General features: G+C 70.3%; 23 protein-coding genes and 1 pseudogene. 14 read left to right on the forward strand and 10 right to left on the reverse strand.

Annotation, left to right across the window (positions count from 1 at the left end):
* Positions 1 to 89: 89 nt before the first annotated feature.
* A complete protein-coding gene (locus K883_RS06030) occupies positions 90 to 1,832 on the forward strand; it encodes a cytochrome c biogenesis protein DipZ (RefSeq protein WP_008261296.1) in 1,743 nt (580 codons plus the stop codon).
* A gap of 9 nt (positions 1,833 to 1,841) precedes the next feature.
* Here K883_RS06030 and K883_RS06035 read toward each other — a convergent pair whose 3' ends face one another.
* From K883_RS06035 to K883_RS06045, 3 genes are read right to left on the reverse strand one after another with little or no spacing between them, the layout of a single operon-like run.
* The gene (locus K883_RS06035) at positions 1,842 to 2,696 is read right to left on the reverse strand and encodes a hypothetical protein (protein ID WP_014385881.1); all 855 of its coding nucleotides are present in this window, start codon (positions 2,694 to 2,696) and stop codon (positions 1,842 to 1,844) included.
* Positions 2,697 to 2,706: 10 nt separating this feature from the next.
* A complete protein-coding gene (locus tag K883_RS06040) occupies positions 2,707 to 3,225 on the reverse strand; it encodes a mycothiol transferase (protein ID WP_008261300.1) in 519 nt (172 codons plus the stop codon).
* Between the two features lie 10 nt (positions 3,226 to 3,235).
* Complete coding sequence (locus K883_RS06045; protein ID WP_008261301.1) at positions 3,236 to 3,607, reverse strand: VOC family protein; 372 nt, start codon at positions 3,605 to 3,607, stop codon at positions 3,236 to 3,238.
* A gap of 47 nt (positions 3,608 to 3,654) precedes the next feature.
* Here K883_RS06045 and K883_RS06050 point away from each other — a divergent pair, with 47 nt between their 5' ends.
* From K883_RS06050 to K883_RS06065, 4 genes and pseudogenes are all read left to right on the forward strand, one after another.
* A complete protein-coding gene (locus K883_RS06050) occupies positions 3,655 to 5,385 on the forward strand; it encodes an N-acyl-D-amino-acid deacylase family protein (RefSeq protein WP_036454029.1) in 1,731 nt (576 codons plus the stop codon).
* A gap of 39 nt (positions 5,386 to 5,424) precedes the next feature.
* Positions 5,425 to 6,045: pseudogene (locus K883_RS06055) on the forward strand (PPE family protein); the annotation flags it as partial.
* 62 nt (positions 6,046 to 6,107) lie between these two features.
* On the forward strand, positions 6,108 to 6,509 hold the full coding sequence (locus K883_RS06060) for a hypothetical protein (RefSeq protein ID WP_036454030.1): 402 nt from the start codon (positions 6,108 to 6,110) through the stop codon (positions 6,507 to 6,509).
* A gap of 105 nt (positions 6,510 to 6,614) precedes the next feature.
* Entirely contained in the window at positions 6,615 to 7,178 is a 564-nt protein-coding gene (locus tag K883_RS06065) for a carboxymuconolactone decarboxylase family protein (protein WP_036454031.1), read from the forward strand.
* On the opposite strand, the gene K883_RS06070 is transcribed toward K883_RS06065, so the two are convergent.
* From K883_RS06070 to K883_RS06080, 3 genes are all read right to left on the reverse strand, one after another.
* Positions 7,167 to 7,991 (reverse strand): SDR family NAD(P)-dependent oxidoreductase, encoded by an 825-nt coding sequence (locus K883_RS06070; protein WP_036454033.1) that lies wholly within the window; start codon positions 7,989 to 7,991, stop codon positions 7,167 to 7,169. The genes K883_RS06065 and K883_RS06070 overlap by 12 nt on opposite strands.
* A gap of 291 nt (positions 7,992 to 8,282) precedes the next feature.
* Positions 8,283 to 9,908 carry a chaperonin GroEL gene (groL, locus tag K883_RS06075; protein ID WP_008261313.1) on the reverse strand — a complete coding sequence of 542 codons (1,626 nt, stop codon included), beginning with the start codon at positions 9,906 to 9,908 and terminating at the stop codon, positions 8,283 to 8,285.
* 175 nt (positions 9,909 to 10,083) lie between these two features.
* The gene (locus K883_RS06080) at positions 10,084 to 10,776 is read right to left on the reverse strand and encodes a M24 family metallopeptidase (RefSeq protein WP_014385884.1); all 693 of its coding nucleotides are present in this window, start codon (positions 10,774 to 10,776) and stop codon (positions 10,084 to 10,086) included.
* A 29-nt stretch (positions 10,777 to 10,805) separates the two neighbouring features.
* Here K883_RS06080 and K883_RS06085 point away from each other — a divergent pair, with 29 nt between their 5' ends.
* The gene (locus K883_RS06085) at positions 10,806 to 11,297 is read left to right on the forward strand and encodes a cupin domain-containing protein (protein WP_014385885.1); all 492 of its coding nucleotides are present in this window, start codon (positions 10,806 to 10,808) and stop codon (positions 11,295 to 11,297) included.
* Here K883_RS06085 and K883_RS06090 read toward each other — a convergent pair.
* Positions 11,285 to 11,851 (reverse strand): TetR/AcrR family transcriptional regulator, encoded by a 567-nt coding sequence (locus K883_RS06090; protein WP_036454034.1) that lies wholly within the window; start codon positions 11,849 to 11,851, stop codon positions 11,285 to 11,287. The two genes, K883_RS06085 and K883_RS06090, sit on opposite strands and share 13 nt — an antisense overlap.
* 145 nt (positions 11,852 to 11,996) lie before the next feature.
* Between K883_RS06090 and K883_RS06095 the strand changes: the two genes are divergently transcribed.
* Genes K883_RS06095 through glp form a run of 3 tightly spaced genes read left to right on the forward strand, consistent with a single transcriptional unit; the run spans position 11,997 to position 15,273 of the window.
* The gene (locus K883_RS06095; RefSeq protein WP_014385887.1) at positions 11,997 to 13,055 is read left to right on the forward strand and encodes an alpha/beta fold hydrolase; all 1,059 of its coding nucleotides are present in this window, start codon (positions 11,997 to 11,999) and stop codon (positions 13,053 to 13,055) included.
* Between the two features lie 42 nt (positions 13,056 to 13,097).
* Positions 13,098 to 14,048: an SDR family NAD(P)-dependent oxidoreductase gene (locus tag K883_RS06100; protein WP_036455283.1), complete on the forward strand. Its 951-nt coding sequence runs from the start codon at positions 13,098 to 13,100 to the stop codon at positions 14,046 to 14,048.
* Positions 14,049 to 14,067: 19 nt separating this feature from the next.
* Positions 14,068 to 15,273, forward strand: coding sequence for a molybdopterin molybdotransferase MoeA (gene glp / locus K883_RS06105; RefSeq protein ID WP_009953499.1), 1,206 nt, complete (start codon positions 14,068 to 14,070; stop codon positions 15,271 to 15,273).
* 26 nt (positions 15,274 to 15,299) lie between these two features.
* On the opposite strand, the gene K883_RS06110 is transcribed toward glp, so the two are convergent.
* Positions 15,300 to 16,517, reverse strand: a complete 1,218-nt coding sequence (locus K883_RS06110) for an MFS transporter (protein ID WP_051701145.1) — start codon at positions 16,515 to 16,517, stop codon at positions 15,300 to 15,302.
* Positions 16,518 to 16,582: 65 nt separating this feature from the next.
* Here K883_RS06110 and K883_RS06115 point away from each other — a divergent pair, with 65 nt between their 5' ends.
* The 3 genes from K883_RS06115 to K883_RS06125 are packed head-to-tail and all read left to right on the forward strand — an operon-like array spanning position 16,583 to position 20,390.
* The gene (locus K883_RS06115; protein ID WP_179945046.1) at positions 16,583 to 17,305 is read left to right on the forward strand and encodes a phosphatidylserine decarboxylase; all 723 of its coding nucleotides are present in this window, start codon (positions 16,583 to 16,585) and stop codon (positions 17,303 to 17,305) included.
* Complete coding sequence (gene pssA / locus K883_RS06120) at positions 17,302 to 18,162, forward strand: CDP-diacylglycerol--serine O-phosphatidyltransferase (RefSeq protein WP_008261338.1); 861 nt, start codon at positions 17,302 to 17,304, stop codon at positions 18,160 to 18,162. Before K883_RS06115 ends, pssA begins: the two co-directional genes overlap by 4 nt.
* Before the next feature lie 56 nt (positions 18,163 to 18,218).
* The gene (locus K883_RS06125; RefSeq protein ID WP_036455285.1) at positions 18,219 to 20,390 is read left to right on the forward strand and encodes an AAA family ATPase; all 2,172 of its coding nucleotides are present in this window, start codon (positions 18,219 to 18,221) and stop codon (positions 20,388 to 20,390) included.
* Here the strand turns inward: K883_RS06125 and K883_RS06130 are convergent.
* Positions 20,364 to 20,960, reverse strand: a complete 597-nt coding sequence (locus K883_RS06130; protein WP_009952557.1) for a TetR/AcrR family transcriptional regulator — start codon at positions 20,958 to 20,960, stop codon at positions 20,364 to 20,366. The two genes, K883_RS06125 and K883_RS06130, sit on opposite strands and share 27 nt — an antisense overlap.
* Positions 20,961 to 20,981: 21 nt before the next feature.
* Here K883_RS06130 and K883_RS06135 point away from each other — a divergent pair, with 21 nt between their 5' ends.
* Together K883_RS06135 and K883_RS06140 are read left to right on the forward strand one after the other, a co-directional pair.
* Positions 20,982 to 21,377: a hypothetical protein gene (locus K883_RS06135; protein WP_014381261.1), complete on the forward strand. Its 396-nt coding sequence runs from the start codon at positions 20,982 to 20,984 to the stop codon at positions 21,375 to 21,377.
* Positions 21,374 to 21,937: a hypothetical protein gene (locus tag K883_RS06140; RefSeq protein WP_036454036.1), complete on the forward strand. Its 564-nt coding sequence runs from the start codon at positions 21,374 to 21,376 to the stop codon at positions 21,935 to 21,937. The genes K883_RS06135 and K883_RS06140 overlap by 4 nt, the downstream gene beginning before the upstream one ends.
* On the opposite strand, the gene K883_RS06145 is transcribed toward K883_RS06140, so the two are convergent.
* Positions 21,879 to 23,255 carry a tetratricopeptide repeat protein gene (locus K883_RS06145; protein ID WP_225337356.1) on the reverse strand — a complete coding sequence of 459 codons (1,377 nt, stop codon included), beginning with the start codon at positions 23,253 to 23,255 and terminating at the stop codon, positions 21,879 to 21,881. The genes K883_RS06140 and K883_RS06145 overlap by 59 nt on opposite strands.
* Positions 23,256 to 23,332: the final 77 nt, after the last annotated feature.

Here is a 23,332-nt window from a genome sequence, read left to right on the forward strand (position 1 = left end):
GTTGCGTGATTTGTGCGAGGTCACTCTCGTCGGCGGCGCGAACGGGTAAAGCTGGAACCATGCTCCCGTCGCGTCCTTGGAAATAGCGCGTGCAGACCATCGCCCTGATCGGGTTTCTCGGCGGGCTGATCACCGGCATCTCGCCGTGCATCCTGCCGGTGCTCCCGGTGATCCTGCTGTCCGGTGCGGGCGGTACCCGAGCCGACTCCCGCCGCGTGAGTTCGGTGTCCCGCCCGTATCTGGTGATCGCGGGGCTGGTGTGCAGCTTCAGCCTGGCCACCCTGCTCGGCTCCGCGCTGCTGACGGCGCTGCACCTGCCGCAGGACGCGATCCGGTGGGCCGCCCTGGTGGTGTTGACCCTCATCGGCCTGGGGCTGATCTTCCCGCCGGTGCAGCACCTGATCGAACGGCCGTTCGCCTACCTCCCGCAGCGCCAAATCGGCGCCAACGCAGACGGTTTCGGTCTCGGTCTGACGTTGGGCGCGCTCTACGTGCCGTGCGCCGGTCCGGTGCTCGCGGCGATCGTGGTCGCCGGCGGAACCTCGTCGATCGGTCCGGGCGCGCTGGTGTTGACCGCGACCTTCGCCCTCGGAAATGCCGTGCCGCTGTTGGCCTTCGCGCTGGCCGGGCGCCGCGTCGCCGAGCGCGTCGCCGCGTTCCGCCGACGGCAGCGTGCGATTCAGATCGCCGGCGGGATCGCGATGATCGTGCTGGCCGTGGCGCTGGTGTTCAACCTGCCGGCGATGCTGCAGCGGGCCGTCCCCGACTACACGACGGCGATGCAGAACAAGCTGGGCGCCAACGACATCGGGCACAGCCTAAACCCCACCCCCGCGCAGCAGCCGAACCGCGGCACCGGGCTGGCGCTGAGCCCGCCCAGCGTCACCGTCGAGGGGGCGCTCAGCGACTGCTCCAGCGGTTCGGACGAGCTGCAACAGTGCGGGCCCGCGCCCGCCCTGACCGGCGTCACCGGGTGGCTCAACACCCCGGACGGCAAGCCGCTGGACCCCGCCGAGGTGCGCGGCAAGGTCGTGTTGATCGACTTCTGGGCCTACTCGTGCATCAACTGCCAACGCGCGATCCCGCACGTAATCGATTGGTACAACAGGTATCACGACGCCGGATTCGTCGTCATCGGGGTGCATACGCCGGAGTACGCGTTCGAGCGGGTCCCCGAGAACGTGGCCAGCGGCGCCGCCGACCTGCACATCCCCTACCCCATCGCCCTGGACAACGACTACGCGACGTGGAACAACTTCCACAACCTGTACTGGCCGGCCGAATACCTGATCGACGCGAACGGGCAAGTGCGGCACACGAAGTTCGGGGAAGGCGACTACGACGGCACCGAAAAACTGATCCGCCAACTGCTCGCGGACGCCCACCCCGGCGCGCCGCTGCCCGCGCCGACGAGTTCGGCCGACACCACCCCGCAGACCCGGCTCACGCCCGAAACCTACCTCGGTGTCGAAAGGTCCGGAAACTACGGCGGCACCGGCGATTACACGTCGGGCACCGTCACGCTGAGCTTTCCGCCGACCCTGGCCGACGACAAGTTCGCCCTGCGCGGGCGCTGGACCCTGGACGATCAGGGCGCCACCGCCGAGGGCGACGACGCCACCGTCCGGCTGAACTACACCGCGAAGGACGTCTACGCCGTCATCGGCGGCACCGGCACGCTCACCGTGACCCGGGACGGCACGACCACCACCACACCGATCGGCGGGGCGCCCACGTTGCACCGGATCGTCGCCGACGACTCCGCGCACCGCGACCAGCTGGACATGCGGGTCAGCAAGGGCCTGCAGGTCTTCTCGTTCACGTTCGGGTAGCGGGGCGGCTCACGACTTCTTCCACAGACTGCCGACCATCGCGACGACCACGCCGAGTCCCACCAGGGCGGCGCCGGCCAGCAGCGTGACGTTGAGCCATTGGTGCAGACCGGCTTCGGCGTGTCCGACCATCGCCTCGGCGACGCGCCGGATGTCGCCGGTGGTGCGGTTGAGCGCCTTGTCGACGTAGCGGCCGGCGACCTCGAGGCCGGCCCACCCGGCCGCGCCGACGAGCAGGGCGGACACCCCCAGGCTGCTGAGCGCCTTGCCGCGCCGGCGCGCGGCGGCCAGCGTGAGCAGCGCGCAGACCCCGCACAACGCCGCCGCCCCCACGCTCACCCACGGCCCCCAGGTGGATAGCCGGCTCAGCCGCCCCTGACGCATCGCTTGTGGCATCGAAACCGTCAGCGGGACAGCCAGTTTCGCGGGAACCGTCACGTTGTAACGGCTGAGCAGCGGCCGGATCGAGTCGTCGCCCAGCATCGGGGCGACGTCGACCGCCCACTGATCGCCGTTCTCGCCGCCCCCCGGGTCACCGAACAGCCAGCCGTGCGCCGCGCGGTTGGCCTGGGCGAACAGCGGCGGGAAGGTTGGCCCGGCGGTGAAAGCGCTGGCGGCATCGTGCACGTCGGAGCTGTCGACGGGATAACGGCCCCCGCCGTGTTCGGCGATGAGAGCCATTGCCCGCGTGGTCAGTTCGGCCGCCATGGCGGACTGCAGGTCCGGGTCGGCCGCCGCCCCGCGCGCCAGCGCCGCGTAGCCGTCGGCGTCGACGACGTGCAGCTGCGTCCACGCCGCGGGGATGGCCACCGCCAGCGCCAGCGTGGTGATGAGCCACAACAGCACGCTCGCCGCGAATCGCACGCCTGCGAATCTACGCAATCCCCCGCACGTACGCGGCCTGCCCGAGGTGCTGGGCGCAGTCGTCGATGATGCTGACCAACCGGGCGCTGGCCGTCACCGGCGGATCCCAGTTGGTGTCCACGACGCGGGCTAGCTCCTCGGCGGTGATCCCGCTGAGGTATTCGAGGGTGAGCTCGTGCACCGCGTGGTAGTAGCCGGACAGCAGGTCCGCGGGCGCCTTCACCTTGGCGACGTCGTCGGGCGAATGCCCGTAGCCCATGTCGCCCTGTGGCAGGTCCAGTCCGAACCGGTCCACCCACCCGTCGCGCAGCCAGACCTGCTCGACCCCGGCCACGTCGGCCAGCTGGAGGTCCTGCACCCGCGCGCTGTGCCAGAGCAGCCACGCGATGCTGTTGGCGTCCGGGGTCGGCCGATAGGACGACACCTCCTCGGTCAATCCCTCGGTGATCTCGTCGACGTGTTCGATCAACCGGGTGAAGGCGTCGCGCAGGAGGTCTTGGATTACGGCGGCATCGTCGGTGCGGGCCATACTCGCGACACTACGGGAGCGCGCCGTGGAAGACAGCCTCGACGTTGTTGCCGTCGGGGTCGCGCACGAACGCGCCGAAGTAGCCGGGGTGGTATTCCGGCCAGAGCCTCGGCTCGTGCAGCGGTTCGGCGCCCAACTCCACGGCCACCCGATAGAAGGCGCGCACGGCGTCCTCGTCGGGCGCCTCGAACGCCAGGTGAACCTCGCGATTGGGTCCGGCCAGCGCGCCTGAGATCCAGAAGGTCGGCTTGCCCCCACGGCCATACCCGATGGCGGGGCCCACATCCAGCTGCCGGGAGAAGCCCAGCGTCTCCAGCACCGCGTCGTAGAACCGCTGGGACTTTGCGTAGTCGGCGCAGTTGATGCCCACGTGGTCGATCACGGAGAAGATCCTGGCACGAGCCGCCGCCACGGTCGTAGATTGTTTGGATGACTTACGACCTCATCATCCGCAACGGCACCATCGTCGACGGGCTGGGGGGTGAGCCGTACGTCGGTGACGTGGCGGTGGCCGACAACGTCATCAAGGCGGTCGGCGACGTGAACGGCGCCGCGGCGAACCGCGAGATCGACGCCACCGGGCTGTTGGTCACGCCCGGCTTCGTCGACCTGCACACCCACTACGACGGCCAGTCCATCTGGTCGGAGCGGCTGACGCCGTCGTCGGCGCACGGGGTGACGACGGTGGTGATGGGCAACTGCGGGGTCGGCTTCGCGCCGTGCCGCCAGTCCGACCACGACGTCCTCGTCGACGTGATGGCCGGCGTCGAAGACATCCCGGGTGTCGTGATGACCGACGGCCTGCCGTGGACGTGGGAAACCTTCCCCGAATACATGGACGCCCTCGATGCGGGCAAGCGTGACATCGATGTGGCCGCGTACCTGCCGCACTCGCCGCTGCGCGTGTACGTGATGGGGCAGCGCGGCGCCGACCGCGAGCCGGCCACCGAGGACGACCTGGCGAAGATGCGGGCGCTGGCCAAGGAGGCGATCGAGGCCGGCGCGCTGGGCTTCGCCTCGTCGCGGTTGACCATCCACAAGACCGAAAGTGGTTCGCCCATACCGAGTTACGACGCAGCCCGCGAGGAGATCGAGCAGATCGCCCGCGGCGTCGTGGACGGCGGCGGCGGCCTGCTGCAGTTCGTCCCCGACATCCCGGCCGGCGGCTACCAGCCCGTGCTGCAGACGGTGTTCGACGTCGCCGAGGACGTCGGGCTGCCGCTGACCTTCACCCTCGTCGTCGCCAATTCGGGCGACCCCTCGTGGCCCGACGCCATCACCATGATCGAGAAGGCCAACGCCGCCGGCGGGGACATCACCGCGCAGTTGCTGCCGCGGCCCATCGGGTTGATCATCGGGCTGCAACTGTCGGCGAACCCGTTCGTGCTCTACCCCAGCTACCGCGAGATCGCGCACCTGCCACTGGCCGAGCGGGTCGCCGAGATGCGCAAGCCCGAGGTCCGCGCCCGCATCCTGGCCGACAAGCCGGGGCAGGGCCACCCGATCCTGTACGTCGCCCAAATGTGGGACTGGATCTACCCGCTGGGCGAGGACCCCGACTACGAGCCCGACCCGTCGACCAGCATCGGCGCCCGCGCCCGCGCCAAGGGTGTGGAGCCGATGGAGGAGGCCTACGACAGGCTGCTCGACGACGACGGCAAAGCCATGCTGCTGGTCGCGACCAGCAACCTGCAGGGCAACTCGCTGGACACCGTCGGGGAGCTGCTGCACCGCGACGACGTGGTGCTGGGCCTCGGCGACGGTGGCGCGCACTACGGGATGATCTGCGACGCCAGCTACTCGACGTACTTCCTGACGCACTGGGCGCGGGACCGCAAGGCCGGACGGTTCACGGTGCCCGAGGCGGTTCGCGAGCTCACCTCGGTGCCGGCGCGCATCGCCGGGCTGCGCGATCGCGGCCGTATCGCCGTGGGCTACAAGGCCGATCTCAACGTCATCGACCACGCCGCCCTGCGCCTGCACAAGCCGGTCATCACCTACGACCTGCCCGCCGGCGGGCGGCGCCTGGACCAGACGGCGGACGGGTATGTCGCCACGATCGTGTCCGGGGAAATCATCGCTGAACACGGCGTCCCCACCGCCGCCCGTCCGGGCAAGTTGGTGCGGGGCCGTCAGCCCGCTCCGGCGCCCTTGCAATAACGCCACCAAAAGTGGCATATACCAGCTAAGTTGGGTCCCGTGACGAACCCGCATTTTGCGTGGTTGCCGCCGGAAGTCAACTCGGCACTAATTTTCTCCGGTCCTGGTCCCGGGCCGCTGCTTGCTGCCGCGGCGGCGTGGGACGGGCTCGCCGGAGAGTTGGCGTCGTCGGCGTCGTCCTTTTCTTCGGTGACGTCGGATCTGGCCAGCGGGTCGTGGCAGGGCGCGTCGTCGGCGGCCATGATGACCGTCGCCAGCCAATACGTGAGTTGGCTGTCCGCGGCGGCCGCGCAGGCGGAAGAGGTGTCCCACCAGGCCTCGGCCATCGCGACCGCGTTCGAGGTGGCGCTGGCGGCCACGGTGCAGCCCGCGGTGGTGGCGGCCAACCGGGCCCTGGTGCGGGCGTTGGCGGCCAACAATCATCTGGGCCAGAACACCCCGGCGATCGCCGACATCGAGGCGGCCTACGACCAGATGTGGGCCTCGGACGTGGCGGCGATGTTCGGGTATCACGCCGACGCGTCGGCGGCCGTGGCGAAGTTGCCGCCCTGGAACGAGGTGCTGCAAAACCTCGGGTTCTCCAACACCACCACCGCGGTCACGCGGCCCGCCAGTTCCGGCGCCGTCGCCCGCGGCTACACCTCGCGCATCGCCGGGTTCCTCACGCCCCCGGCGCCGCACTAGCGCGGGGCCGCATCGGTTCGCGCCTATCCTGGAACATCATGCGCAGCAAGAAGAAGGTCGATTTCGCGGCGCTCGCCGACGCGCTCGTCGATTACCCGTACGCGTACCTGATCACCGTCGACGACGAATACCGCTCGCACACCGTGACGGTCGAACCCGAGTTGCGCGGACAGGCCCTCGAGGTCGGTCTCATCGGCGGCCGCACGCAGCAGAACCTGGCCCGGCGCCGCGACGTCACCCTGCTGTGGCCCCCGGCCGAACCGGGCGGCTACTCGCTGATCGTCGACGGCGCGGCCGAGGTGTCGCCCGAAGGCGGAGCCGGTGACGCGGTGCGGCTCACGGTGACGCCCACCCGCGCGCTGCTGCACCGCGACGCCGACTCCCCCGATGCGGCGAGGGGCTGCCTGCACGACTGTGTGGTGTTCTCGCTGCCGGCCTAGCGGCGATCGCAAGCGCGGCGAAGCCGGGCGCAGCGGGTCGCCGCCATCGGCCTAGCGGGGCGCAGGGGGTCACCGCCATCGGCCTAGGGCCGTACAGTCTCATCCGTGAGCCGCATCGCGCCCCTCGCCCCGCCGTGGAGCGAAGAGGATGCCGCCGGCATCAACAGCTGGGGCCACCCGGACCGCACCTACGAGCCGCTGCTGTTGGTGCGTTGCCTGCAGCGGCATCCGGCGCTGGCCTCCCGGCTGCGCAAGCTCGGTGAATCCCTTTACACCGCAGCGCTTTTGCCGCCCCGGACGCGGACCATCGCCATCCTTCGCATCTGCGCGCTGCTGCGCTGCGCCTACGAGTGGGGCGGGCAGGCCGCCTTCTGGGGTCCGATCGCCGGCGTCAGCGACGACGAGTGCGACGCGCTAGTGTTGGCCGGGGCCGACGACCCGCGGTGGGGCCCTGCCGAGCGGACACTGATCGCGGCGGTCGACGAGTGCGAGCGCACCGGCTCGTGGTCGGAGGCGACATGGGAAGCGCTCGGCGACTTTCTTGACGACGAGCAGCGCATCGAATTGCTCACGGCCGTCGGTTGGTACCGCACGATCTGCACGCTGTGCAACGCGCTCGCGCTTCCGGTGGAGGGCTGGATGCGGCCCTGGCCGGGCTCAGCCGGCTGACCGGTCCCTGCGCAGGCTCGGATGCTGATTCTTCAACAGCGGCAGCAGCACTCGTCGCGGCATGAACTGGAACAGGCGGGTGCTGATCTGGCTGGGCAGGCCGGGGATCACGGTTGGGCGGTCGCGGTCGAGCGCGTCGACCCCGGCGCGCGCCACCTCACGCGAGGGCTTCCACATGAACTTTGGGAACGCGTCGGCGAAGTCGCGCTCGTCCATGCCGGCGCTCTTCACGAACTCGGTGCGCACCGGGCCGGGACACAGCAGCGCGACGGTGACGCCGGTGCCGGCGAGTTCACCCCGCAGCCCTTGGGTGTAGTTGTTGACGAACGCCTTGGTGGCCGCGTACCCGGCCTGCCCGGGGAAGGGTTGGTAGCCGGCGGTTGAGCCGACGTTGAGGATCGCGCCGCGGCCGCGCGGCACCATCCGCTGGACCGCGCGGGTGCTCAGGTCGATGACGGCCTCGACGTTGACCCGCACCTGCGCGATCTCGTCGGCCACGGGAATTTTCGTCACCGAGCCCATGGTGCCGATGCCGGCGTTGTTGACCAGGATGTCGACCGTCAGGCCGCGGCGCTCGACCTCGTCGAACAGGCCGGCGCGGGCGGCGGAATCCGCGACGTCGCAGGCGATCACCTCGACGCGCACCCGGCCGGCGAGTTCGTCGGCCAGATCCCGCAGCCGGTCTTCGCGGCGGGCGACGAGCGTCACGCCGTGGCCGCGGTCGGCCAACTCGCGGGCGATGTCGGCGCCGATGCCCGACGACGCGCCCGTCACGACGGCGGTGCTGGTGGGTGAGGGAGCGGGAAGCGCCACGCGTTCAAACGTACAAGGCCGGCCAGGCGCCTCGAGTGTGCACTCTGGGCGTCGAGTGTGAGGCCAGGGCTTCGCGAGTGAAACCAGGGCGGGAAAATCGCGAAAAGCTCGCCGTGAGCTCACACCCAAAGCCCTGAGCTCACACTCGATGCGCGCCGCGGCGGCGTACCCGCCGAACGTGAAACCAGGGCGGGAGAATCGCGAAAAGCCCGCCGTGAGCTCACGCTCGGCGCCATCGCCACGAAAAAACCCGGCCCCTTGTGAGGGCCGGGTTTTTTCGTTGGCGACTTTTTAGAAGTCCATGCCGCCCATGCCACCGGTCGGGTCGCCGACGGGAGCGGCGGCCTTCTCCGGCTTGTCAGCGACGACGGCCTCGGTCGTCAGGAACAGGCCCGCGATCGACGCGGCGTTCTGCAGCGCCGAACGGGTCACCTTCACCGGGTCGGCGACGCCGGCCTTGAGCAGGTCCTCGTACTCACCGGTGGCGGCGTTCAAGCCGGTACCGGCGGGCGAGTTGCGGACCTTCTCGGCCACCACGCCGGGCTCCAGACCACCGTTGAAGGCGATCTGCTTCAGCGGAGCCTCGAGCGCGACGCGGACGATGTTGGCGCCGGTCGCCTCGTCACCGGTGAGCTTCAGCTCGTCCAGCGACGGGGTGGCGTGCAGCAGGGCCACGCCACCACCGGCGACGATGCCCTCCTCCACGGCCGCCTTGGCGTTGCGCACCGCGTCCTCGATGCGGTGCTTGCGCTCCTTGAGCTCGACCTCGGTCGCGGCCCCGGCCTTGATCACCGCAACACCGCCGGCCAGCTTGGCCAGGCGCTCCTGCAGCTTCTCGCGGTCGTAGTCGGAGTCGCTGTTCTCGATCTCGCTGCGGATCTGGGCCACCCGGCCGGCGATGGCGTCCGAGTCACCGGCGCCCTCGACGATGGTGGTCTCGTCCTTGGTGACGACGACCTTGCGGGCCTTACCCAGCAGGGCGACATCGGCGCTCTCGAGCGACAGGCCGACCTCTTCGCTGATGACCTGACCACCGGTGAGGATGGCCATGTCCTGCAGCATCGCCTTGCGGCGGTCACCGAAGCCGGGGGCCTTGACGGCCACCGACTTGAAGGTGCCGCGGATCTTGTTGACGACCAGGGTGCTCAGAGCCTCACCCTCGACGTCCTCGGCGATGATCAGCAGCGGCTTGCCGGCCTGGATGACTTTCTCCAGCAGCGGCAGCAGGTCCTTGACCGTCGACACCTTGGAGCTGACCAGCAGGATGAAGGGGTCCTCGAGGACCGCTTCCTGACGCTCGGCGTCGGTCACGAAGTAGCCCGAGATGTAGCCCTTGTCGAACCGCATGCCCTCGGTGAGCTCGAGCTGCAGGCCGAAGGTGTTGGACTCCTCGACGGTGATGACGCCCTCGTTGCCGACCTTGTCCATCGCCTCGGCGATCAGGTCACCGATCGACTGGTCGCCCGCCGAAATCGCCGCGGTGGCAGCGATCTGGTCCTTGGTCTCGACCTCCTTGGCCGACTTGAGCAGGGTCTCGGTGACCTTCTCGACGGCCTTCTCGATGCCGCGCTTGAGACCCAGCGGGTTGGCGCCGGCGGCGACGTTACGCAGGCCCTCGCGGACCAACGCCTGAGCCAGCACCGTGGCCGTCGTCGTGCCGTCACCGGCGACGTCGTCGGTCTTCTTGGCGACTTCCTTGACCAGCTCGGCGCCGATCTTCTCGTACGGGTCCTCCAGCTCGATCTCCTTGGCGATGGACACACCATCGTTGGTGATCGTGGGGGCACCCCACTTCTTCTCCAGGACGACGTTGCGACCCTTGGGGCCCAACGTCACCTTTACCGCGTCGGCGAGGGCGTTCAGCCCCCGCTCGAGGCCGCGGCGGGCCTCTTCGTCGTACGCAATTGTCTTGGCCATTGCGAAGTGATTCCTCCGGATTGGGGATGACACGTTCTGGCCGGGTGCAGTGCCCGCGACGGACGACCGGGCTGTCGTTGGACCTGGTCTCACCGTCCCGACCTAGCACTCACTGGTCGCGAGTGCCAAGTCATTCTTAGCACTCGCCTATGCCGAGTGCAAGAAGTAGCGGGGCTCAGGGCAGGTCGAGCAGCTGCTCGTAGAAGCCGCCGAAGCCGCGCGGGCGGTCGACCAGATGGATCTCGAGGATCCAGTGGCAGATGCGCCCGCGCGGGTCGGTGCGGCGCATCGGCTTGTCCGAGCCGGGCATGATGTACCACTCGATGCCGGGGCCGGCGATCTTCTTGTGCGGGAACTCCCCCACCAGGTGCCCGGCGATCCGGCTGGCCCACGCGAAGCCCTCCGCGTGGGCCGCCCCGACGACGAAGTCGAACAGCTCGGCGCCGGTGACGTCGGGATTGCCGGCGAAGTAGTCGCGGCCGGCCTGCCACACGCGGGGCAGCGCGTCGCGGACGGCCCTCTTGTGTGGGTCGTCGCCCAACAGGAAGGTCCGGCCGAAGTCGGCCTCCCACTCCTCGAAGATCGGCCCCAGATCCAGGAAGACGATGTCGTCGTCGACGATCAGCCGGTCCGGCGGGCGCTCGTGGAACGGTTGCAGCGTGTTCTCCCCGGCGCGCACGATCCGCCGATGCCAGTGCCGGGTCACGCCGAACATTTCGCCGGCCAGATCGTGGATCTCATCGGAGAGCTCCTTCTCCCCGACCCCGGGCCGAATCATGGCCCGCCGCTCGATCTCGTCGAACAGTTGCGCCGCTTTGCGTTCGGCGTCCAGCAGCCGTTCCACGCGCAGTTCCTCCGCGGCCTCCATCCACGCGATGTTATGCGCACACTGGAGCCATGTCCCTCGTCGTGCCGCCCTACCCGCCGGCCCGCTACACCGCCGAAGAGCCGGAGATCAACGCCTGGCTCAAGCGGGCCGACCAGCCCCCGGACTACGAGACCTCCGGCGTCAAATACCACTACCTGGCCAACCAACAGGACACCGCCGGCGACTACGGCCTCTATCGCGTCGACATCGCCCCGGCCGGCGGCGGTCCCCCGGCTCACTTCCACCGGGCCATGTCGGAGGCCTTCTTCGTGCTCTCCGGGACGATGAAGCTCTACGACGGCACCGAGTGGGCCGACGGGCACCAGGGCGATTTCCTCTATGTCCCCCCGGGCGGCGTCCACGGCTTCCGCAACGAGGCCGACGAGCCGGCGTCGATCCTGATGCTGTTCGCGCCGGGCGCCCCCCGCGAGGCCTACTTCGAAGGCTTCGCGGCGCTGGCCGACATGACCGACGAGGAACGCCGGGAGTGGTTCGTCCGCCACGACAACTACTGGGTCTGACCGCCCAGGTCGCCGTCGACGTAGCGCTGCAGGTTGGGGGCGATCGCGGCGATGGCCTCGTCGTCGGTCATCGAGGCGACGGGCTCGATCTTCCACACGTAGCGCATCAGCGCGAACCCCATCATCTGTGACGAGATGAGGCCGCTGCGGATCAAGCGGTCCCGGTCGTCGCTGCCGAGCCCCGAGACCCCCATCAGGCTGCCCTCGACCACTCGACGGAGTTTGTCGCGGGTGACGGGGTCGTGCGCCGCGGTCTGCAGGATGGCCCGCAGCGTCGGCCCGATCTCGTCGTCGGCCCAGCTGGCCAGCAGCAGCTGCAGCAGCGCGGCGCCGAGCCGCTCGACCGGGGTGGCCCACACCTCGGCCACGCGGTCCAGCCACTGCTGGGGCGGGTTGGTCGCGGCGTCGAGCAGCCCTTCCTTCGACCCGAAGTAGTGGTAGACCAGCGCCGGGTCGACGTCGGCCCGCCGCGCGACCGCCCGGATCGTGGTGCCGGCCCAGCCGTGCACGGCGAATTCGTCGCGCGCCGCCGCGGCGATCCGCGCGGCGAGCACCCCCCGTTTGTCCCGGGGTCCAGGCGTCGTCGCCGTCTTCGCCACGAGTTTCATCGTAGCGTGAATTTCTCCTTGCGTTGAAACTAATTTCATCGTAGCGTGAGACTAGTCTCAACGGTCCGTGAAAATCTTGAGGAGCGGTCCCATGTACACCTACGACATCGATGCCGCGGCCATGTTCGACGACCGCACCGACCAGTTCGCGAAGTTCGGCGTTCCGCTCGAGGACATCGAGCGGGTCCGCTCCGCCGTCGACGACATGTGGGACGACGCGCCGGGCGGCTGGGTCTACGAATGGTCGCGGGTGGCAAGGGATTACGCCGAGCGCGGGGACCACCGGATGGCGTCCCTGGTGTATGGGTGCGCCAAGTTCCCCTGCCTGACGGACGCCGCCCGGGTCAAGGCGCTGCAGCACCAGCTCGAGCAATTTCAGTTGGCGGCCAACGGCTTTCCGGTGCACTTCGAGCGCCGCATCGTCGCCGTCGGGTACCGCGGCGGATCGGTCGAGGTGCCGGTGCACCTGTATTCGGCCGACGGCCGATACGTGGACCGGGCGGTGCTGATCGCCAGCGGCGGTGTGGACACCTGGAAGATGGACATCCACCCGTGGTGGGTCGCATTCACCCAGGGCGCGGGCGTGACCACGCTGGCCTTCGACCATCCCGGCACCGGCGAGACGGACATCCCGCTCGATGAACACGCCGACGAGGTGATCCGCGGCCTCATCGGCTACGCCCGGACGCTGGGCGACGGCCGGGTCGCCCACTTCGGCGCGTCATTCGGCGGGAACTTCGCCGCGATGTCCGGGCTCACCGGAATCGTCGACGCCGCAATCGAACTCGGCGGCCCGGTGGTCGACGCGTTCGCCGTCGAGAACATCGCAAAGCTGCCCTACGGCATGCGCGACATCGTGGGCAACGCCATGCACTGGGATCACTCCCCCACCCTCGAGGAGCTCAGCGTCGGCCTCAGCCGACTCAACCGACGGGATCTGCTTGCCCGGCAAGGCAATTCGGAAATGTTGGTGATCAATGGCGCCGACGACTACTTCGTCCCGCAGTCCGACACGCTCGTCTTCCAGGGCCGCCCCGACACCGAGGTGCACCTCATCGAGGGCACCGGCCATGTCGCCATGAGCAAGGCGCCCGAGGTGGTGCCGCGGGTCATCGCCTGGCTGCGCGCGCAGATGACAACCGAGCGATGACGCGCCCGGCAACATCCGGCCGGGGTGAGTATGTTTTGGGCCATGGCTTCCAACGACAAAGAAACCCGCGCCTGGTCGGAGAGTGACGTCCCGGATCAGAGCGGGCGCGTCGTCGTCATCACCGGCGCGAACACCGGCATCGGGTATGAGGCGGCCGCCGTGCTGGCCCACCGCGGCGCCCACGTCGTGCTCGCGGTGCGCAACCTCGAGAAGGGCAACGCGGCGCTGTCGCGCATCGTCGCCGCCGGGGGGCAAGGGTCCCGAGAAGTAGACGTCACGCTGCAGCAGCTAGATCTGACCTCGCTGGACGCGGTCCGGTCGGCCGCCGACGCGCTGCGCGCGGCCTACCCGCGCATCGACCTGCTGATCAACAACGCCGGGGTGATGTGGACGCCCAAGCAGGTCACCGCGGACGGATTCGAATTGCAGTTCGGCACCAACCATCTGGGCCACTTCGCGCTGACCGGGTTGCTGCTCGACCACCTGCTCCCCGTGCGGGATTCGCGGGTGGTGACCATCAGCAGCCTCGGCCACCGGCTGCGCGCCGCGATCCACTTCGACGACCTGCAATGGGAACACCGGTACGACCGGATCGCCGCCTACGGGCAATCCAAGCTGGCCAACCTCCTGTTCACCTACGAGCTGCAGCGCCGGCTGGCGGCCACGCCCGACGCGAAGACGATCGCCGTGGCCGCGCACCCCGGCGGCTCCAACACCGAGCTGACCCGCAACCTGCCGGCGATCTTCCGGCCCGCCGCCGCGGCGCTGGGCCCGGTGCTGTTCCAGAGAGCGGCCATGGGTGCGCTGCCGACGTTGCGGGCCGCCACCGATCCGGACGTCCAGGGCGGGCAGTACTTCGGCCCGGACGGATTCCTCGAGCAGCGTGGCCACCCGAAGCTCGTCAAGTCCAGCGCCCAGTCCCACGACGCGGAACTGCAACGCCGGCTGTGGGCCGTCTCCGAAGAGCTCACCGGCGTCCGCTTCCCGGTCTGACGCGCGGATAATGGCCCCGATGCGATCAGTCGCGGAACATCAGCGCGTCGTCACCGATTTGATTCGTCCGCGGCCGCCGGTTTCGGTCGCGCTGACCGACGCCCAGGGCCTGGTGCTGGCCGAGGACGTCATCGCACAGCTGGCCCTGCCGGTCTTCGACAACTCCGCGATGGACGGCTACGCGGTGCGCGCCGAGGACACGGCGTCCGCGACGCCGGAAAACCCGGTGGTGTTGCCGGTCGCCGAGGACATTCCGGCCGGGCGCACCGACGAGCTGACGCTGCAACCCGGTACGGCGCACCGGATCATGACGGGCGCCCCGCTGCCGGCGGGGGCGACGGCGATCGTTCCGGTCGAGGCCACCGACGGCGGGGTGGACGTCGTGTCGATCCGCGAGCCCCGCGAGGCCGGCAAGCACATCCGGCGCGCGGGTGAGGACGTCGCCCCCGGCACCACCGTGTTGCGCCGCGGCCAGGTCGTGACGCCGGCGGTGCTCGGCTTGGCCGCCGCGCTGGGGATCGCCGAGCTGCCGGTGATCCCGCGCCAGCGGGTGCTGGTGATCTCGACCGGATCGGAGCTGGTGACCCCGGGCGTCCCGCTGCGGCCGGGGCAGATCTACGAGTCCAACTCGATCATGCTGGCCGGGGCGGTCCGGGATGCGGGCGCCGATCTGGTCGCCGTCGCGACCGCGGAAGACGATGTGGCCCAATTCAGTTCGATCATCGACCGGTACGCGGCCGACTCCGATTTGATCATCACCAGCGGCGGTGTCAGCGCCGGCGCCTACGAGGTGGTCAAGGACGCCTTCGGGCGCGAGGGCGATCAGGGCGTGGAATTCGTCAAGGTTGCGATGCAGCCCGGGATGCCGCAGGGCGTGGGCCGGGTGGCGGGCGCGACGATCGTCACGCTGCCCGGCAACCCGGTCAGCGCGCTGGTGTCCTTCGAGGTGTTCATCCGGCCGGCGCTGCGCACGGCGATGGGCCTGCCCGACCCCGAACGCCCGCACCGGTCCGCCGTGCTCGCCGAGTCGCTGACCTCGCCGCGGGGCAAGCGGCAGTTCCGGCGCGCGGTGCTCAGCGACGACGCGAGCTCGGTCACCAGCTACGGGCCGCCGGCCTCGCACCACCTGCGCTGGCTGGCGTCGGCGAACGGGCTGCTCGACATCCCCGAAGACGTCGTCGAGGTGCCCGAGGGAACGCGGCTGCAGGTCTGGGATCTGCGCTAGCTGTACTGACCGGGGACGTTGGTGACCTAGCCCGCGGGCGTGGCCACGTCCCGGTGGAATTCGTCGGCCTTGTCGAAGGCCGGGTTGTAGCGGATCGCGATGCCGACGATCGACATCATCACCGGGATGGTGGCCAGCGCCGCCGACAGCCCCACCCAGCCGGACAGGTGACCGATCAGCGGCGGGCCGAGCAGGTAGCCCAGCCAGCCCGTCGCCGCCACGATGGCGATCGCCGATCCCGCTTCGCTCGCGCCGTAGGCCGCGCTGAACGCGGTGGGCACCAGCAGCGCCACGCCGACGCCCAGTGCGGCGAAACCGAGCACGCCGACGGCCGCGTTGGCGGTCGCCAGCGTCACGCTCATGCCCGCCACAGCCACCACCGCCAGGGCCGGCAGCAGCCGGCGACTGGGAACCCGCGCGTGCAGCCGGGGCGCTCCGAACCGGGTGATCACCATCGTCAGCGTGTAGGCCGCGTAGCTCAACGCCGAGACGCTCGGGCCGGCGCCCACGACGTTGCGCAGGTAGTTGGCCGACCAGTCGGTGGCCGCGCCCTCGCACAGAAACGACGCGAACGAGACCGCGGCCAGGATCGCCACCGTCGGCGTCATCCAGGCCCGCCGGCCTTGGGGGGTGGGTCCCGAAGACGTGTCGGAGTCATCTGCCGCATCGGGGATCAGGCGACGGGTGAGCGTTCCCACCACGATCAGCACGACCGCCCCGAGGACCGTCAGCTGGGCGGTCAGCCCGATGCCCGCGCCGACGCACGCCGCGCCGATGACGGCCCCCACCAGCGTCCCGACGCTCCACATGCCGTGGAACCGCGCCATGATCGGCGCCCGGGCGGCCCGCTCGACGGTCGCGGCCTGGGTGTTCATCGCGACGTCCAGCGCGCCCTGGAACGTCCCCCACAACGCCAGCGCGCCGAAGAGGGCGGCCCCGGATTTGGCCAGCCCCACCGTCGTCCCCGCGACCGCATAGCCGGCGACCATGACCGGGATCAGGCGGTGGCTGCCCCAGCGGCGCAGCGCCCAGTGGCTTGCCAGCGTGGCCACCACCGATCCCAGCGGGGCGCCGAACAGCGCCGTTCCCAACGCCGCGTCGGAGAGGCCCAGCTCGTCCTTGACCCGCGGAATGTGGGCGGCCCACGACGAAAACACCAGACCGTGGGCGATGAATGCGGCCGTGACACCGCGTTTCGCCCGACGCACCGGTGTCGCCCGCCGATCAGCACTGTGCGGTTGCATGTCGAAGGTGAACGTTCCCTCTGCGGGCGTCCACGAATCAATCGCGGGCTCCGTAAGATGGCCGCGTGGCACGACGCCCCCGCACTATCGGCCCCACGGCTTCGGACCCGGGCTTCAGCCCCCAACACGCGCTGGAGCTGGTGCGCTCCGCCGTCCCGCCGGTGCACCCGGCCGGGCGGCCGTTCATCGGCGCCGGGCTGGCGCTGGCCCTGGCCGGCCGCCGTCACCGCTGGGTGCGACGGGCGGGCCTGCTGGCCGCGGGGGCCTGCGCGGGGTTCTTCCGGCATCCCCCACGGGTGCCGCCCACCCGGCCCGGGGCCGTCGTCGCCCCCGCCGACGGCGAGATCTGCGTGATCGACTTCGCCACCCCGCCCGCCGAATTGAGCATGGGCGACGCGGCGCTGCCGCGGGTCAGCATCTTCCTGTCGCTGCTGGACGCCCATGTGCAGCGCGCACCGGTCAGCGGCGAGGTGATCGCCGTGCAGCACCGGCCGGGCCGCTTCGGGTCGGCCGACCTGGCCGCCGCCAGCACCGAGAACGAGCGGACCAGCCTGGTCATCAGCACCCCGGGCGGTGCCGACGTGGTCGCGGTGCAGGTCGCGGGGCTGCTGGCGCGGCGGATCATCTGCGACGCGCACGTCGGGGACAAGCTGTCGATCGGCGACACCTATGGGCTGATCCGGTTCGGCTCCCGGCTCGATACCTACCTGCCGGCCGGCTGCGAACCGCTGGTGAAAGTCGGCCAGCGCGCGATCGCCGGCGAGACCGTGCTGGCCGAGCTGCCATGATCAGCAAGCCGCGCGGCCGGGCGGTCAACCTGCAGATCCTGCCCAGCGCGATGACGGTGCTCTCGGTGTGCGCGGGCTTGACCTCGATCCGGTTCGCCCTCGAACACCAGCCCAAGGCCGCGATGGCGTTGATCGCGGCGGCGGCCATCCTCGACGGTCTGGACGGGCGGGTGGCGCGCATCCTGGACGCCCAGTCGCGGATGGGCGAGGAGATCGACTCGCTGGCCGACGCGGTGAACTTCGGCGTGACGCCGGCGATCGTGCTCTACGTGACGCTGCTGACCAACTCGCCGGCGGGCTGGGTGGTGATCCTGCTCTACGCCGTCTGCGTCGTGTTGCGGCTGGCGCGGTTCAACGCGTTGCAGGACGACGGCAGCCAGCCCGCCTACACGCACGAATTCTTCGTCGGCATGCCCGCGCCGGCCGGGGCGATCTCGATGATCGGCCTGATCGGGCTCAAGCTGCAGTTCGGTGACGGCTGGTGGACCTCGCCGCTGTTCCTGTGCATCTGGATCACCGGGACCTCGATCCTGATGGTCAGCAAGATCCCGATGCGCAAGATGCACGCGGTCGCGGTGCCGCCGAGTTGGGCCGCCCCGCTGCTGGCGATCCTCGCGATCTGCGCGGCCGCGGCGGTGCTGGCGCCCTACGTTTTGATCTGGGTGATCATCATCGCCTACCTGTGCCACGTGCCGTTCGCCATCCGCAACCAGCGCTGGCTGGCCGCCCACCCCGAGGCGTGGGACGACGAACCCAAGCAGCGTCGCGCCACCCGCCGCGCGATCCGCCGGGCGCAGCCCAACCGTCGATCGGTCGCGCGGCTGGGCCTGCGAAAGCCGGGCAGGCGCGTGCCGTGACGGCCGGCGGGTCCGGCGACGATGCGGGCCGCTCCGGGCCGCTGAGGAGCGGAGCCATCAATCCCGCGTCCCGTCAGCTCACCTTGACGGCTCGGCTGAACACCTCGGCCGTCGACTCCCGCCGCGGCGTCATCAGATTGCATCCGAGCGCCGTTGCCGCCCTGGGGATTCGGGAGTGGGACGCGGTGTCGCTGATCGGGTCGCGGACCACGGCGGCGGTCGCGGGCCTGGCCGGCCCGGGCACGCCGGTCGGCACCGTGTTGCTCGACGACGTGACGCTGTCGAACGCGGGGCTGCGGGAGGGGTCCGCGGTGGTCGTCGGCGCGGTCACGGTCTACGGCGCGCGGTCGGTGACGCTGTCCGGCTCGACGCTGGCCACCCAGTCGATCACGCCGGACACGCTGCGCCAGGCCCTGCTCGGCAAGGTGCTCATGGTGGGCGACGCCGTGTCGCTGCTGCCCCGCGACCTGGGACCCGGCACGTCCACCTCGGCCGCCACCCGGGCGCTGGCCACGGCGGTGGGCATCAGCTGGACCTCGGAGCTGTTGACCGTCACCGGTGTCGACCCCGTGGGGCCGGTCAGCGTGCAGCCCAACTCGCTGGTCACCTGGGGCACCGGCGATGTCGCGTCCGGCGCCGCGACGCCGTCGCGGATCTCGGTCGAGGTCGCCCGGCCGGAGATGGTCGTCGAGGAGCTCAAGGGCACCCAGCCGCAGGCCGCCAAGCTCGTCGAATGGCTCAAGCTCGCGCTCGACGAACCGCACCTGCTCAAGACCCTGGGCGCCGGCACCAACCTCGGGGTGCTGGTGTCCGGCCCGGCCGGGGTGGGCAAGGTGACGCTGGTCCGCGCGGTCTGTGGCGATCGCCGGCTGGTCACGCTGGACGGCCCGGAGGTCGGCGCGCTGGCCGCCGAAGACCGCCTCAAGGCGGTGGCCTCGGCGGTGCAGACGGTGCGCGACGGCGGTGGCGTGCTGCTGATCACCGACGTCGACGCCCTGCTGCCGGCCGCCGCCGACCCGGTGGCCTCGCTGATTCTGGGCGAGCTGCGCACCGCGGTGGCCAGCGACGGCGTCGCGCTGATCGCCACCTCCGCGCGACCCGACCAGCTCGACGCCCGCCTGCGGGCGCCCGACCTGTGTGACCGCGAGCTGGGCCTGCCGCTGCCCGACGCCGCCACCCGCAAAGCGCTACTGGAGTCGCTGCTCAAGAACGTCCCCGCCGGCGGGCTGGATCTCGACGAGATCGCCTCACGCACACCGGGTTTCGTCGTCGCCGACCTGGCCGCGCTGGTGCGCGAGGCTGCGCTGCGGGCGGCGTCGCGGGCCAGCGCCGACGGCCGGCCCCCCGAGCTGAACCAGGAGGACCTGGTCGGCGCGCTGAGCGTCATCAGGCCGCTGTCCCGTTCGGCCAGTGAAGAAGTCAGCGTCGGCGACATCACCCTCGAGGACGTCGGCGACATGGCCGAGGCCCGCCAAGCGCTGACCGAGGCCGTGTTGTGGCCGCTGCAGCATCCCGACACCTTCGCCCGGCTGGGCGTCGACCCGCCGCGCGGCGTGTTGCTGTACGGCCCGCCCGGCTGCGGCAAGACATTCGTCGTGCGCGCGCTGGCCAGCACCGGGCAGCTGTCCGTGCACGCGGTCAAGGGCTCCGAGCTGATGGACAAGTGGGTGGGCAGTTCGGAAAAGGCGGTGCGCGAACTGTTTCGGCGCGCCCGGGATTCGGCGCCCTCGCTGGTCTTCCTCGACGAGGTCGACGCGCTCGCGCCGCGGCGCGGGCAGAGCTTCGACTCGGGCGTCACCGACCGGGTGGTGGCCGCGCTGCTGACCGAGCTCGACGGCGTCGATCCGCTGCGCGACGTCGTCGTCCTGGGCGCCACCAACCGCCCGGATCTCATCGACCCGGCGCTGCTGCGTCCCGGCCGGCTGGAGCGGCTGGTCTTCGTCGAACCCCCCGATGCCGCCGCCCGCCGCGACATCCTGCGCACCGCAGGCAAATCGGTTCCGCTGAGTGCCGACGTCGACCTCGACGAGGTGGCCGCCGGGCTCGACGGCTACAGCGCCGCCGACTGCGTGGCGCTGCTGCGGGAGGCCGCCCTCACGGCCATGCGCCGATCCCTCGATGCCACCGACGTGACGGCCGCCGATCTCGCGGCGGCGCGCGAAACCGTCCGCCCCTCATTGGATCCCGCGCAGGTCGAGTCCCTACGGGCGTTCGCCAAAGCTGTTTAGCACGGCCAGCGCCGAGGCGGCGACGTCCTTTTCGAGCCAGGACGGCATCGGGTCGTCGTGGGCGTGGCGGCGCACCACCGCGTAGGGCAGGTCGGCGACCGCGCGCGCGACGGCGTCGACGGAGCGCGGCCTGGCGTTCCCGTACAGCTGCCGGGCCAACACCGCGATCCGCTCGGTCAGCGGGGCGTTCATCGCGGTGAGCGTCTGCCGGAATGCCGCGTCGGGCTCCTCGTCGAGCAGGTCGCCCGGGCGGATCGTCAATAACAGCCGGGCGTCCTCGGGCAGGGCGCGCGCGAAGCCGACGGCCGCCACCGCCATCGCCACGGCCGTGTCCGCCGGCGTGTCCCCGTCGGCTGCCAGCGCCCGCGCCTGGAAGCGTTCCAGCGCCCGCAGCCACGCCGCCGTCAGGACGCCGTCGCGGTTGCCGAAGCGGTGATACAGCGTGCCCGCCGGTGCTCCACTGGTTTTCGCGATGGCGGCGACGCTGGCCGCGCGCGGTCCGCCGTCGAGCACCAGCGCCCGGGCGGCGTCGAGGATCACATCGGTTTCATGCTTCCGCGGAGGCGCCATGATCTAGTACAGTCCTTCTATATGGAACGATTACCCTATATCGACGAGCATGCCATAACCCTCGACGCGAACCGCGCAGACACGTGGTCGGCGCTGCTGCGGGTGATGTGCCGCGACCCGCATGACGCGACGACGGTGCCGGTCGGCTTCGTCCTGGACGAAGCGCGCGCGCCGGCGCGGTTCGCGCTGAAGGGCCGCCACTGGTTCGCGATCTACCGGTGGGTGTTCGAGCTCGACGAACTCGACGGCACCGCCCGCACCCGGCTGCGCGCGGCGACCTGGGCCGCGTTCCCGGGCATCCACGGGAAGGCGTATCGGGCGCTCGTCATCGGCACCGGCGCGCACCGCGTCGCCGTAAGGTGGACGCTGAAACGCGTTGCGGCAAGGGTTCATTCACGTAGTACGCCGGTTCCGTGACGCCGGGCCTGACGTGGGGGGTCAGGCCCTGGGAGCGAACGACACCGCTGCCCTGCGACGGCGTCCTGCCCTCGGCCGGCGTCCGGGCCGACCGCGCGATCAGCATCGCCGCGCCCCCGTCGATCGTGTTCGGTTGGCTGTGCCAGTTGCGCGTGGCGCCTTACAGCTACGACAGCCTCGATAACCTCGGGCGCCGCAGCCCCCGCCGGCGCGACCCCGAGCTGACGCGACTTGCGGTCGGGCAGCGATTCATGACCATCTTCGTCTTGCGGTCGTTTCTCGACGGTCGGCAGATCACCTTGCGGTCCAAGGGTGTGGCCGTCACGTATGCGATCCGCCCCGAAGGGGAGGGCTCGCGGCTGCATGCGCGCGTGTTGTTCGCCGGGCCCCGGCTCCTCGCTCAGGCCCTGGCGCTGGGGGACCTGCTGATGATGCGCAAGCAGTTGCTCACGCTGAAGTCATTGGCCGAGACCGAAGCCGGCCACCGTCGGATTCCAGCTCTCACACCAGCGCGCTCCCATCCCAGAACGGGCTCAACCCACCCCAGACCCGGTTGGTGATGTGGTGGTCGAGGGTCCGCGTCGCATCGATGAGTGGGTGATCTTCACCGAGCACACGACCACCGTCATCGATGAGCTTTCGGGTGCGCGCCGCGGCCGGGTCGAATTCGTGGCCGTTCCATAGCCACCAGGCGAGGTAGTACCTCCATTGCAACGTTTCGATGTGATCGTTGCCCAGCGTGCGGGCGCAGCGGGCGAGCGCCCTTTTCACCTCCACCGCGTGTTCCATGAGATCCACGCGCTCGGAGCGTTGTTCGTCGGCGTCTTCGGCGACTTTGGCCACGGCGTCGTCGTCGAGATTGCCCGGGTCCATCCAGTCCCGCCCGGGCATGACATCGATCTCGCGGTCTTCGGATTCGGCGTCGACGAAGAGATCGAAAGCAATGTTGCGGGTCTCGTTGACGCTGTCCTCCCATTCGGCGCGGGCGGCGCCGAGTCTCTGGGCAGCCTCGACCGTCACGGGATGCTGCTCGCCGAGAACGCGCGCGAGATCCTCGGCCAGGACCTCCCATTCGGAAACTCGCTCGACCTCGTCGGCAGTCTCCGGTGTCCAGACAGCGCGGTTGTAGCGCGCGATCAGCGTGTGCTCGTGGTCGTGGCCGAGCGTGTTCTGCAGGGCCACGATCAGCTCGTCGAACTCGTTGAGGGTGTGATCATTGATACCCTCGGCCTCCCCCAGCCACGTCAGCCGCGACAGTTGCGCGGCCAGCGTGTGGGGATGATGCTCGCCGAGCAGACGCCGGCGGTAGCCGACGACGATCAACGCGTCGGTGCTGGCGCCGAAGGGGTCTCCGAGGTCGTGGCGTGCTTGTGCCACCCCGAAGGCGGCCGCCAAGGTCAATTCGTTACGGGGGCCGAAGACCCGAGTCTCGGCGCCGCACAACTGCACCCAGCGCAGCAGCCGGGCGGCGGGATCACCGCCGGCATCCTCGGCGGCGGCCAAAGTGTGGGTGACCCACAACGTGTCCGCTTGCTCGGCGCCGAGTACCCGGGTCATCACCGGGACGAGCTCGCGCAGCTCATCGACGCTGCCCTCGTCGCCGCGGTGGTAGCGCCAAATCGCGACCAGCCCCGCCACGCCAAGGGTGGAGGGATGTTCGTCTCCGAGTGTTTCGCGCCTGACGGCCAGCACCTGGCCGGCATCGTGGACGGCACCGAGGCTGTCCCCGGCGGTCCAGCGCGCGGACGCCAGCGCGAGCAGCGCGGTCAAGGTTGACTCGTGATGGGGCCCGAATGTGGCAAGCGCCGAGCGCCATTCCGTGTCGGCGCGCGCAACCGGATCGGCCGCGTCGGCGGGTTGATCTGGGCCGTCAGACATGTGCACTCCTTTTCGTCATGCCAGTCTCCGGCTCCCGAGCCCGCGCCGCCAGTCACCGGCGGTAAGGACTTCGCAGC

The organism is Mycobacterium sp. TKK-01-0059 (genome assembly GCF_000709305.1).
In the GTDB taxonomy this organism is placed as follows: Bacteria; Actinomycetota; Actinomycetes; order Mycobacteriales; family Mycobacteriaceae; genus Mycobacterium; species Mycobacterium intracellulare.